Genomic DNA, 12551 nt, shown 5'->3' on the forward strand with positions numbered 1-12551 from the left:
GATTTAATCAGGCAAACAACCGCGTTATGGCAATCATATACATATAATAACCAAGGCGTTCGCCTGCGGTGTGGTGCAGACATTGTGCAAGTTGGGTGCAGATTTTTCAGCGGAAGCTAATATCAAAAACGGCACCGGTGGCGCCTCGAATAGGTGTGAGCTTGGCGTTATAAAGGTCGAGAATGGCTATAACGATAGCGAGACCAAGGCCCGTGCCACCTTCAGACCGCCGGGTCGTGAAGAACGGCTCGCCTAAACGATCAAGGTTGACCGTTTCAAACCCTTGCCCATTATCACTAATGCGGAGTACTCGACCACTCCACTCGAGCTCCAACAGGTCGGCGCCGTGATTGACCGCATTTTGAGCCATGTGCTCCAAAATAACTTTGCCGTGTTCAGATGACAGGGGAAGCTTTGCATCTCCGTCGGCTGATTTAATTGTGAGCCCAGGTATGTCGGGTAACATGCTCCGTAGTGAACCCGGCTCGCCAGGCATATTCCGACGACGCCGGTTCACTTCGCGCAGATGGCTAAGCAACCTACTCATGCGAATACTCTGTGACCTTATCGTAACCAACAGCTCTTGCGTTGCAGGCTGTGGTAAGTTGCCATCCTCCAGCAACTCGACCGCGCCAACGATGGCTGTGACCGGCGATTTCAGTTCATGGGTCACGTGGTCCGTGTAGATTTGAATTTCACGTGTGCGCTGTGACAAACTATCGGCCATCTTCATCACGGCATTGCCAAGTTCGGCGACTTCGCGGATGCCGTAGTGGTTCAGTGCGGCTAAGTCATCATGCGCGCCTTCGGCAACGTGCCGGGACTGATCTCGCAATGCCCGTATCGGCTTCAGCACAATTCGAACGAGAAGCCCAGCAACTATCAATGCTCCCAACAATGTCACTAAAATAAGGATGAGAAAACTGAGGCTTTCTCTCGAAAGATAACTGTCGAGCTGCATAGGTGTTCGCGTAATAAAGATCGCGCCGACCACACGGTTATAACTTATGACCGGATAGCCCACGACGACTCGAAAGCCTGCGCCGCGAACGAATGACAAAAATGGCGCCTGCATTTCAGCAAGACTGCGCCAGTGTAAAGCGGCTCCTACCTCACCCCGCAGCGCCTTCTGTACCTCTGGCACATTGGCATAACTCGTCGGGGTCTCACTCAATACATTGAGGCCTTGGAAATCGAGGAAGATTGCCTTCGAAAGGGTTACACGACTAGCCGTGTCTTCCAGAGGTCCGAGAGTGCGGGCAATATTTTTGTATTTTGCATCAAGAGGTTCATCGCTTTGTAGTGGGTCTGGTAGTGCTGGCTCTACCTGACTGCTACGAAGATCGAGAATTGAGCGGAACGTTCGTACCCTGGCGTTCCAGAACACGCGCTTGTCCGGTGGCAAGTAGTATCCGGAAACCGGCGTGTGTTTCGCTTCGGATTCGAACGCCAGTGAATAGGCGCTTGCGTAGATAGCCGCTTGTTTTATGAGCGAGGATTCTGTTTCTTGGACAAACCAATTCGTGCCAATCTGCAAAGCAATAATTGCAACGAGCGGCAATGCAAGCAGACTGGCACAAACCCCCGTCACGATCAGCGCCAGAGGGGGCCGCCATTTGTGCGCGATCTCGGTCAATCCGTTCTCGATTCGCCAGTGCATGCCCCGAGTTTGAGACCTACGCCTCGAACCGTTTCCACGATATCGTGATATCCCAGCAGTGCCGCTTTGGAGCGTATATTGCGAACGTGGCTGTCGATGGTACGCCCCGATAGCCACGTATTGCCAGCATAAACGACGTCTATCAGTGCGTCCCTGTTTATCACAAATCCGGGCTGGGACAGCAGTGCGCGGAGGAGCGCGAATTCAGTTACTGTCAAATTCATGATCTTACCACCCAGCGTACATGTGCGCCGCTGGAAATCAATCGCCAGATCTCCGTGCCTAAGATCTGTTTCAGGGACCGCCTTACATCGAGCGAGAATAGCCTTGATCCGCAGCACCAGCTCCCGCGGTGAAAAAGGCTTGCTGACATAATCATCGGCACCCAGTTCGAACGCTAAAACTCGATTTACTTCATCATCCTGAGCAGTCAAAAATAGAACTGGGACGCTTGATCTCCCACGGATTGCTTTAAAGCACTCAAAGCCGTCCATTGTTGGCATCCCAACATCGAGAATTACTAAATCGGGATTCTTTTGCTCTAACACGTCAAGCGCGATGCGCCCGTCAGGCGCATCAATCACGGTCATATTCGCGTTTTCGGCGGCAATTCTGATGACAGTCCGGATATCCGGATCGTCATCGACAACGAGAATGATCGGCTTCAAAAGTAAACCCGCCTCTCTGCGTGAACGGGTGAGTGATGACCGATTGCGGCCCCGGCCAGTCTAAGAGCAAATCCCATAGCTTTTCCCTGGCATGCAGGCCGTTCGACAATGGCTCATGTTAATGCTCTCCGTTTCACGATGGGGTACCGGATGACGGAACGAGTACAAGCCTACGGCATATCTAGACATCTGTAACTGATCTAAAACCTTACGACACACCCAGACACCTCTCTTCCCTCTAAACGCTTGGTGGCAGAAACGTCAAACTTGCCATTAAGCAACCGGCTCGACTTCTCTTGAACGACCAGCCTCAGTGTCATTTTCGCTGCTGGAGGCGACCCATGCACCGCCATTCAAAATGCGTGAGCTGCTTTAAGAAAACAGAGCATTTCAACAAATGGCAACATCGCACGGGGCCATCACATTTTTCCGCACCCCACGCTGACGCATTGGTCAGAAACGCTCAACCCAGTGTGAAACTTATCATAGGCAGCCCTGACCTTCATCATATACCAGAGTATGCTAGAGATAAGGTCACACAGTTGCCTGCGATCGGAAGCGTTGCCACATCACCCCCATTTGGAAGCGAATATGTTTGCAGGCCTTGTAGACGCTCGCCTGGAATGCCGTCGCCCAGAAATGACTTAACGACGTCATCGCAAGTTTTTTCGAAGGGCGTTACGCGTACCATCGTTCCTTGGCAGGAACTGTCTACCGGTGCAGCCATGAGTAGACCTATAGCCGGCCCGGTGTATTCTTTCGTTTTAAACTCCATTCCGATCAAAGCATTGACAATGTTTCGATCCGGACCATCCGTACTCCATTTACTCATTATCTTGTATTGCGATCCCTGAGTTAACAGTTTCCCCATATCAGCGAAGGCTTTTTTGCACGTTGAAATTCCCGCCTCCGCGACATGACGGTCAAATGGCGTATTTCCAACAGCGGCACTCTTCACTGATTCCTTTGGATTGATGAATTTGAATACCTCCTCCCTGAAAAAAAATGAGAATACAAGTATAATGGAGAGGAGAGAGAGGGCGATGACACTTCTTCGATAAATGCGAAGCTGTCTCTGCGAGTCTGCGGGTTCTTCCTGCGTAATCATTTCATCAACCTATCGAATAGCTGAGACGGCATCATTGATACCCTTCAGCGGAATTAAGACTGAAACCGTATGCTTATCGGGAGTGCTGTAAGAAAAGCGGATACTGTTACCCCGATCTATTTGAGGACGAAGCCGAGGGCCCACGGGGACTTTCCCCACGCATACGCTCTCTGTGCACCCATCGAGGCTGATGTGCAGAAGGCCTTTCCCATCAGGAACGTCTAAGGTGATGGTGGCCTTCTCGTCGAGCCCCGGGAGAGTTCGTATGATCATGAAGGGTTGACCTCCACGGGTTGCAGCTATTGACGAGCTAAACACGACCCTGTTGGTTTGATCGATGATTGTTTGGGTCACATTGCAAATCCGAGTTTTGTCCCGGAGGTTCTCGTCACAAATCAATGTCCAGTTCTCGAATGGCTGAATTATCCGCCTGAACTCCCCTGGGTCTAATCCTTTGGGAACCTTCACGTCCGGTTCCTTGATCCTAAGTGTCATGGACGCCTGTTCGGCGGATGCAACTCCACCGAACAGGACGGGCAACGCCAAGAGGAACAAAGCGTAGAGTTTAGACAAATGAAGCCTACTCAGTTCAACGTCATCGTCAGACCCGCGCCAACACCCCAGTTTCCATCCGATGTTGTTGCGGAGATGTTTGTTCTGAAACGTTGATCCTCGCTTGTATAGCCGGCACCAAAGGCGAGCGCCCCTTCCCCTCTCCAAAAGCCACCTCCGACACCAAGGCTCAGTTTTCCGGGACGGTCGTCGTATCTCAACGACGCTGCTGCAAGGCCGATCGCTGCGGCCTGCCTGGCCTCTGAAACAGCGCCGCTCACATCGGCACTAAGCTGATTGAAACGCTGATCAGTGTAGGCGTTAGCCTGATCAAGCGTTCGGCCAGCGACCTGGTCCGTATAAGTCTTTGATTGAGTGAGAGTGCTGGAAAGGCCATCGGTTAATTGGCCGACATTAACCGCGTCTGTGGGCGCCGTACCGGCCGCAACGTTTCGGACGACCACTGGAGTATTCGGGTCGCCTCCAATAAGAGAAACTGAGTTTGCCCGGCTTCCATCCGCATTCTTATCGTAGACAACCGCATTTTCGGCAATCTCGCCAATACTCCCGACATCCTGCGCCAGAGCTTCAACAGCTGAATTTGTCGCATGCAGCTGCGAGCCGTTTACTGCATCGGTTGAATCGGCTGTAACACGGCCTGCTGCAACATTGGTGATGGTACGCTCACTGCCAGCGTCGCCAACCGAAATCGTGCCGACTGGCGCGCCACCTGCAAAATCATATGTCTTGCCGTTAATAACAGTGCTTGTGGTCGCAACAGCGTTGCCCGCTACCGAATTAGCGCCAAGCGCCACCGAGTTCGTGCCATTGGCCTGAGCATTGTTGCCAAGGGCAACACTGTTGGCCCCTCCAGACGAAGCCTGCGGGCCGATCGCCACGCTATTCGTGCCGGTTGCAACACTGTCAGCAAGGCTTGAGTTCGCATGAAAGTATTTTATCCCGGAACCACCGTTGATCGATCCGTTGATCTGATCAAAGACATTTTGGACGCTCCCATAGGAACTTCCAGCATAATTAAAGTTGCCAGTGATCTTTCCGGTTGCGCTATCGTAAACCGTGCCACCTCCGAATACACTGGCGACGGAATTACCCATGGTGTCCACCTTGCCGTCCACCTTGTTTACAGCCTGATTGGTCGCGAATAGTTGGGAGCCATTTACTGCATCTGTCGATGTAGAGCTCAGCCGGCCGGCGGCAAGGTTCGTGAGTGTGCGCTCAGCACCGACCGCACCGATCGACACCGTGCTTGTCGGCGCCGTACCGGCAAAAGAGTAATTCTGTCCAGCTATCGTTGTGCCGCTGGTCGCGATAGCGGCGGCGGTAGTGGAGCCCTGGCCTAGCGCGACTGCGCCTGCATTCGCAGCACTAGCGCCATTGCCTAGAGCTATTGCACCCTGACCGCTTGCCGAAGACGAACTTCCCAAGGCCAGCGAGGAAGAACCTGTGGCGGACGAGTTCAGACCCACGGCGACGGCATTTGTGTTCGCCGCGTTGCTGTTGGCACCGAGAGCGGTCGCACCAGTTCCAGTAGCGCGCGATATGCGACCGATAGCGATGGTATTTGTCTCGGTTGCGTTGCTACCTTGTCCTATAGCAACGCTGAAGTCTCCTAAGGCTTTCGTCTGACGTCCAAGCGCTGTTGAATTTTCACCCGTCGCCCCCGCTGCATCACCTATCGCAACACTGATGCCAGTTGCCGTCGCACCGCTGCCTCCCCCGATGGCAATGGAGAATTGGTCACACGTTGCCGGGGAATTTCCACCCGTGTTCGTTGTGTTTATAGACGTTCCTTGGATACAAGTACCCGCGAGCGCCTCTGGCGCGTCACCGAGAACCATGGCGCCGGTGATCGCAACACCAAAGACAGAAAAACACCCGACCCCTAGCCGGCCCCGGCCCATGCCGATCACCCGAAATGCCATTCGTAAAACCGCCATCAGTCTCCGACGATGGGTTCGGCTATCCGTGCCGGAAGGAAGCCACGAATAAATGAACCGGGGCCCTCCGGATAAAGATTTTGACCAAACATAATTCGATTGCATATGTTCCCTCTCCTAAGTCGCAAATACGTCCCCAAAATTTGGAGAAGCGCTGAAAACGCGTTGCAGATGACTCGCTCTTGAAAAAACGCAAACAACCCCCGCTCTGCTTCGGTCAGCATCAGAAGGTGCCCAACACTATTGCTGTTGGGCAGACGAAACTCGCGCTAAAGATGTATGCGGCTCTTCGATATGCTTAGGGAAGGTGCGGCATCAGGACTGCGCCTGTCTTTTAGAAATCAGCATTTTTTTTGTAGAAATCGACACTTTCCAATGTGAGCTATCCCGTTTGGAAAGGGCGAGGTCGGCCTAAGCAAAAAAGGCTTGGGCACAGACTTATGTCTAACGAATATCGACATGTTGAATTGCCGACGGTGATGTCCACCGCAGGCAATGGACAACCGAAGAGAAACTGACAATCATCGAGCTGAGTTTCGAAACAGGTGAGGCGTTCTGTTCGTCCGCTCGCCGAGATGGCGCTGCGTCCGATCTGTTTTACCCCTGGCGCAGGCTTTTGAGCCAGGGAGGTACAGCAGCCACGGATTCTGACGAGCCGTATTTCGCCATGCCGCACACGTGAGGCATGGCCGCACACGTCAAACGAAATGCTTCAGCCAAACCGTTGCGGTTCATATGGCCTGTCTTGCCGATAGGACCAGTGAACAAGGGGTTCTGTGGGAGACGGCCCAGACTGTATTCCATGACGCGGAAAAATCTTAGGGCATTTCCAGCCGAAGCGTAATCGCTTCGGCGTCGGACAATGCAGCAAATACAAGAACATAGATTATCACCAGTGATCCCGTGATTACCGGAAATAGTGTATTGTCAGTTCAATGCCTGTAAATGCTCCTTCTGAATTCGCTGGGGGTCACACCGTGAACATGCTTATAAACATTTGTAAAATGGGCTTGGTCGGTAAAACCTGACGCGACAGCGATCGCCGCTATTTTATGTTTGCTGTTTTTCAAAAGTGACTGGGCGCGATGCAGACGTTCCAACATAATGTAGCGAGATGGAGACATTCCGAAGGCTTCTTTAAAGGCCAAACGAAAAGAGGTGTCACTCATACCGACTAGACATGCTAGCTCAGAAATTCTGATACGGTCCGGCAATTTATCCGCAACATGCTTCCGAAGCAGGTCTACGCTGTCAGGTGATAGAGTGCCCGGCGCTCGCACATCGTTGGGGTTCGCTACCCGCCGTGAAGTGAATCCTTCGCTTGGCTGGACGAGCATTTCAGAGATTTGCGTTTTAAGGTGTCCATGGCTGCGCAAGAGATGGAAGTAGGATTCTCGGTCACCCTCTAAAAGCAGTTTTTTAGCTCGAGCTTCTCGCGCAGCAAAAATACATTCACCTATGGAAATTCCGAGATGCTCCTTGAAACTCTTACTTAACGCGTTGAGCGAGCATCCGAAGAAAGCCGACACGTCAGAAGGCGACTTGATTTCATCTAAGTGCTCGCGAATATAGTTTTCTGCGTCTGCGACGGTGGCCGCACCGAGAGTCATCGCGCTTTTAAAGTAGCCGCTGAGACTGTGAGGATGACAGTTGAGCAAAAGACTAACTGCAAATTCCTCAAGTGACTTAGACACAATATCGTTCTCTGTCTCCGTCTGGTGCATAAGATCAATGGATCTGACTACGTTCTCCCATTTCCTCTGCAGTGATGGCGAAAACGGATGAAGCGCGAGCTCAGGACAGGCGTCAACTTCTGTCCCTAACCAAGACGAGCAGATTTTTGAGACACTTCGAGAGTCAATTCGTGTCATGACCATTTCAACGCCCGTTGAACACGTCTTTTCAAGATGTGTTTCGGGAGAAACGCATGCGACCTGACCACTTCTCATATTGGGAGCGCCAATTCCGCTCTCCAACGCAATGTTTCCGCTTAAGCATGACATGATTGCATAGGTATCTCTTCTACGGGCTGTGAAACGATATCCTGAGTTCAGACGAAATACACTTTGGCTGAACGCATCGCTATCAGCAACTCGTAGAAATCCTGAAACCTTCCGCTCCATCCCAAGAGGCTCGAATAGATTGTCGATGCTGTCATTAATTCGGATGAAATTCTGGACGTCATCGAGATTATCCAGTTTCAGTTCACGATAATATGCCAATGTTACTCCTCCGCATTCCGGCTTCTGCATAAGTGACGCAGTGCGAGCGAACCAATTCGGGCAATTGGCTTTGACACGTCCACCTCACAGGCGCTTCCCGTAAAAGAAGGCCAGTCTCCCTGAGATGGAAATGGGCGGTTTAGGCACGCGATAGCGAATTGCCGAAAAAACGCTTGCGATCCAGAATGGATTTTATCGCGAGCAAATGTCAAGGACACAATCAGTGGCTGAAGGGAATTGTCTTTTTTGTACAAATGGGGGGGGGGATTTGCGCGTCAGCCTCGTATCTGGCCACGATTACAACCAAGTCATTGAGATGCGTTGATTTCTACAAAAAAAAAAAGGATTTCTAAAAGACACATTGAGTTTCAATGCCCTAGTTTCGCTGCAACATATCGAAGACGTGCGCGCATCTTCAGGGCAATTTTGTCCGACCAATAGCCCTGTTGTCGGGGACCCTTCAATGCAAGCCGAAGGGCACTGAGGCTGTTCGATCGAAGGCACGTTTGGCCTGCTAAGTGCCGACTTAAATCGACGGTTACGGCCGCATCGCTCAGAGAGGCAGAGCAACTTTGAAGCTGAACGTTCTGGTTGGTGATGACGATACAGATATTCGAACCTCACTGAGGTTCACTGCGGAAAACGCCATCACCACAGCGATTGATGCGCATGACGGTGGGGCCGCGTTCGCTTGGTTGGCGCAAAAGCATCCCGCTTCAATAGCTCTCGATGTTGGCAGGCCGAGAACGGATCTCTTTATGCGTGGTGACGACCAAAGCCTTCGGAGCAAGGAAACGGCGTTCCGCGCGCCGGACGCGTGGCGAACCGAAGCTATCTTTATGGCCGTCGCGGCCGGTGTTTCGGCTACAATTGGTGGCTTCGCAGTCGATGGATATCTTGTTCTTTCGTCAACGGTTTCTCTGTCCCTCCTATGCGCGGTACAAGCTCGCTGCTTGGCGCAGGGTTCCGGCGAAGGGAGGCATCTGCTATGACGTCCGAGATCCTCCCTGATACAGGCACCCATAGCCGGGAAGATGATAGCTCCGCCTTGGTGCTTTGCATCCGCAACTTTGCTCATATCAAGTTCACCTACGGCTGCGACGTCGCTGAAGCAGTCGTGGAACAGGTCCACCTGAAGGCCAGCGAACATATTGATTGTGGCTGGCGGGCGGTGATCCCGCAGCAGGGTGATGGGCGGATTCTGGTTCGTCGCGATTTTTCTCGTGAGATTCGTTCTTTCTCCCAGAATCTCGAACATGAGGCATTGCTGGTGCAGCTCGGCAGCACTCCCTATATCGTCGATGGCACCCCGATTCTCGTCGCCCTTTCTCTGTCGTCCGAGAACGATCGAGAATCGACGAATGTCGCGCCATCGAACACTCACCTTCCACTCCCGGAGATCTCTAGACAGGCGATGGCGGAGGCTGTCGAAGCTTTCCGGGCTCTTGAAGAAAACCGCCTTGTGGTGGTGTGGCAGCCAATTCGCGCCATTGAAGATGGTGATGTGCTTTACCACGAAGGGTTGGCGCGGATGCGGATGGCGCCGGATAAGCCGGATTTCGCTGCTCATTCGTCCTTCATTCCGTCGATCGAGCGACTGGGTTTGTCGCGCATGCTTGATCGTTCCATGGTGCTCGAAGCTATTCGTCTCCTGCAGCAGGGCGCTAGAGGCCGATTGGGCTGCAACATTTCGGCGCAGAGTGCAGTATGTGACGCGTACTGGTCGATGACCTTCGATTTGTTGGCTGTTGATCCTTCGATCGCTTCCCGTCTCGTCATCGAAATTACCGAAAGTTCTGAGGCAGCGGATCCGGAGAGCGCAAGAGAATTCACCCAGCGTCTTCGTGCTCTTGGATGTCAGGTGGCAGTCGATGACTTCGGGTTCGGCTACAGTTCTATCGCTCGGATTGCGGCGCTGCGGCCCGATATAATCAAGATTGATCGCCAGTTTCTCAAGCATGCTCGCCGCCGCATCTTCGGTAACCAGTTTTTCTCAAGTCTGATCGCTTTGTCTGCGAGTATGGCCGCCCATGTCGTCGTGGAGGGTGTCGAAGACGAGGGTGACATGAAATTTGCGCATACCGCTGGCGCCCAATGGGTGCAGGGCTATTATCTAGGCCGTCCGAGCGTGTACGATCCCGCCAATGAGTTGCCGGCGAGCCTGCTCACTACCAATGAGCCGCATGTTAAAAGCTCCCCCCGTTCGAGCAGGCGCCAAATCTCGAAAAAGCATTTCTCTGTTGATTTGGTGGAGAAATGAGGACCCAATCTCAATGGAAGCTTGTCGAAAAAGATGAGGTCTCGCGGTCGGGAGACTCCCTTTTGGATCTGGGGATATCCTCTCACCCCTGCGATCGCGAAGCGCTCGACCATGCCCTTCATCGCCTCACCCGGATCGATCCGTTGACAACCCGTCCGGATCATCCACAAGTCCAACTACATCATTGCACAACGCGCGCGAAGGACATCCTCGGAGATCTGATGGGACCTTCCTCTATGCACGTCAAGTTGACGATCAAAGGCTATGAGAGAGGGATCATCGAAAGTTACGACGGGCCTCCTGTCCTGCGCGCTGATCGTTTTGACAATAGTTGTTCCTGGAGGAAGGAGCCGGAGCGGGTCTGGCACATTGCGTGGAGTAACACTTCGAGCCTGGTGGTCCTGTTATCGCGCCACCGTCGACACCTTATTTGGAGGCCAACCGCCTTGATCGTGAGGCTTTCGATGAGACAGATGTTGCGTAGCCAGATACTGTCCAATCGAACGGCTCCTGAACTGGTTCTCCTTTGGGATTGCGTCTTTGACCAGATCTATTTTCGTGCTGATCCTGTTTCTCGGATTCACTGACATTGGCATGCTCATGCACAGCCAATTGCCTCCAACAAAATTGAGATAACTCGTGCAGCATGCCCAAGTGAAGGTCCTCGTCGTTGAAGACGAGGCGTTGATCCGTTTTGCAACCGTTGATGCCCTCGAAGACGATGGGTTCGTTGTGTTTGGCGCGGACTGTGCCGCGACTGCAATTGGCGTCATAGAAAAACATCCTGATATCCAGCTGATTTTCACGGACATAGACATGCCTGGTTCGATGGATGGTCTGACGCTGACTGAGTTTGTGCGTGATAGGTGGCCGCCGATCAAAATCATAGTCACGTCCGGCCGAGTAATGCCAATCGCAAAGGATCTATCAGACGGTATCACCTTTGTTCCCAAACCATATGATCTGAACCACCTCGGCAATCTAATCCGATCCATCGTCCGATAGATTCTACTTAATTAGCTACTAAGGCTTCGGAGATTTTCGCGGGCTATGGTTCCGGCGTGGTCGTCTCGTCATCGCATCTCCTGTTCCCACGACAGCTAAAATTCCTGCGCCCGCGTAATGTCATCCCCGTGGACCCATCGTAGCTTCAAGGCAGAAGTGACAAATCTTCGCCCCACTGAGCGATCAGGTGCATGCTCAGAGAGCATTCGACCGGTGGCGTGAGATTTACAATCACCATCGCCCGCATGGAGCGATCGGCATGGCCGTGCCTGTAGGCCGCTATCAGACGTCTCCGCGCATGCTCCCTCACCAGCTTCCAGAGCCCGTCTACGCCAGAAGCGAGATCGTCCGCAGCGCTAGTTCCACCAAAGGCTACGTCAACTTCAAGGGCAAGGCATGGCGCATCCCAAACGCATTCAGAAGCGAACGCCTGGCAATCCGACCATGCGCGCCCCAATAACTTAGACCCATTGGAATTGAAATTTTCCACTTATAATCCCTGAGGGGAAGAAGAGGAGAATTCCAGTTCAAAATGGCCTAAAATACTGGGAGCACGTCAATTTGATTGCGGCACCGTGCGTCCTTCAGCAGGCGCAGTGCTAAGTCTTTGAATCGACACGAAGGTGTCTGACTGTCATCAGTGCCAGCATTGATGGCACCTGCAACATATCGGTCACCTGCTTCACGCGTTCGGGATTGTAAAAAAGCTCTTCGTGAAGGAGATTGACGGTTCCCATGAATTCTCCTGCGATGAAGATCGGCAGATTGACGACGGAACCGCAGCCCAGCGACCATATCTGATCGTGGTCGGGAAACACGGTGGCGATCTCGGCAATCGTATTGGCCACGAATGGGCGGCGTTCGACATGTACAATGTCGAACCAATGCGTTCGGTTGATTGGCTTGCTGCCAGAAACGGGATAGCTTTTTGGATCGGACGAATAGCTGCGGCGCGAAATGCCAGCCTCCATGTCAGCTTCCATGACCGTGAACAGCTTCACCCCAACCACGGCCTGCGTGAGTTTCTCAAGCGCGGCGTAAGCGGATACGTCCTGATTTTCGTTGGCGATTGCCTGACCGAAGTCGGCGAGCGCGAGTATGTGGTCCGGGTTCATACG

9 protein-coding genes and 2 pseudogenes are annotated in these 12551 nt (G+C 52.8%); 5 read left to right on the plus strand and 6 right to left on the minus strand.

Features of this window, described 5'->3' with window-relative positions:
* Positions 1-106: 106 nt before the first annotated feature.
* The 4 genes from QE435_RS02215 to QE435_RS02230 form a co-directional block, all read right to left on the minus strand.
* Positions 107-1636 (minus strand): histidine kinase dimerization/phospho-acceptor domain-containing protein, encoded by a 1530-nt coding sequence (locus QE435_RS02215; protein WP_349040082.1) that lies wholly within the window; start codon positions 1634-1636, stop codon positions 107-109.
* Positions 1633-2328, minus strand: coding sequence for a response regulator transcription factor (locus QE435_RS02220; protein ID WP_349040083.1), 696 nt, complete (start codon positions 2326-2328; stop codon positions 1633-1635). Before QE435_RS02220 ends, QE435_RS02215 begins: the two co-directional genes overlap by 4 nt.
* 505 nt (positions 2329-2833) lie before the next feature.
* Positions 2834-3436: a hypothetical protein gene (locus QE435_RS02225; protein ID WP_349040084.1), complete on the minus strand. Its 603-nt coding sequence runs from the start codon at positions 3434-3436 to the stop codon at positions 2834-2836.
* A gap of 584 nt (positions 3437-4020) precedes the next feature.
* Positions 4021-5946 (minus strand): YadA-like family protein, encoded by a 1926-nt coding sequence (locus QE435_RS02230; protein ID WP_349040085.1) that lies wholly within the window; start codon positions 5944-5946, stop codon positions 4021-4023.
* A 440-nt stretch (positions 5947-6386) separates the two neighbouring features.
* On the opposite strand from QE435_RS02230, the pseudogene QE435_RS02235 reads away from it, so the two are divergent.
* Positions 6387-6604: pseudogene (locus QE435_RS02235) on the plus strand (transposase); the annotation flags it as partial.
* A gap of 274 nt (positions 6605-6878) precedes the next feature.
* On the opposite strand, the gene QE435_RS02240 reads toward QE435_RS02235, so the two are convergent.
* Complete coding sequence (locus QE435_RS02240; protein WP_349040086.1) at positions 6879-8168, minus strand: AraC family transcriptional regulator; 1290 nt, start codon at positions 8166-8168, stop codon at positions 6879-6881.
* Positions 8169-8740: 572 nt separating this feature from the next.
* On the opposite strand from QE435_RS02240, the gene QE435_RS02245 reads away from it, so the two are divergent.
* The 4 genes and pseudogenes from QE435_RS02245 to QE435_RS02260 all read left to right on the plus strand — a co-directional run.
* A complete protein-coding gene (locus QE435_RS02245) occupies positions 8741-9160 on the plus strand; it encodes a hypothetical protein (RefSeq protein WP_349040087.1) in 420 nt (139 codons plus the stop codon).
* Positions 9157-10428, plus strand: coding sequence for an EAL domain-containing protein (locus QE435_RS02250; protein ID WP_349040088.1), 1272 nt, complete (start codon positions 9157-9159; stop codon positions 10426-10428). The genes QE435_RS02245 and QE435_RS02250 overlap by 4 nt, the downstream gene beginning before the upstream one ends.
* A gap of 639 nt (positions 10429-11067) precedes the next feature.
* Positions 11068-11433, plus strand: a complete 366-nt coding sequence (locus QE435_RS02255; RefSeq protein WP_349040089.1) for a response regulator — start codon at positions 11068-11070, stop codon at positions 11431-11433.
* Between the two features lie 193 nt (positions 11434-11626).
* Positions 11627-11731: pseudogene (locus QE435_RS02260) on the plus strand (integrase core domain-containing protein); the annotation flags it as partial.
* A 301-nt stretch (positions 11732-12032) separates the two neighbouring features.
* On the opposite strand, the gene QE435_RS02265 reads toward QE435_RS02260, so the two are convergent.
* Positions 12033-12548: a GAF domain-containing protein gene (locus QE435_RS02265; protein WP_349040090.1), complete on the minus strand. Its 516-nt coding sequence runs from the start codon at positions 12546-12548 to the stop codon at positions 12033-12035.
* Positions 12549-12551 lie beyond the last annotated feature (3 nt).

This window comes from Agrobacterium sp. SORGH_AS 787 (assembly GCF_030819035.1).
Classification (GTDB): Bacteria; Pseudomonadota; Alphaproteobacteria; order Rhizobiales; family Rhizobiaceae; genus Agrobacterium; species Agrobacterium larrymoorei_B.

What these genes read in the sequence shown, in the direction of transcription:
- QE435_RS02225 (WP_349040084.1), bottom strand. Translation starts at nt 3,436, where the DNA reads ATGATTACGCAGGAAGAACCCGCAGACTCGCAGAGACAGCTTCGCATT.
- QE435_RS02230 (WP_349040085.1), bottom strand. Translation starts at nt 5,946, where the DNA reads ATGGCGGTTTTACGAATGGCATTTCGGGTGATCGGCATGGGCCGGGGC.
- QE435_RS02250 (WP_349040088.1), top strand. Translation starts at nt 9,157, where the DNA reads ATGACGTCCGAGATCCTCCCTGATACAGGCACCCATAGCCGGGAAGAT.
- QE435_RS02265 (WP_349040090.1), bottom strand. Translation starts at nt 12,548, where the DNA reads ATGAACCCGGACCACATACTCGCGCTCGCCGACTTCGGTCAGGCAATC.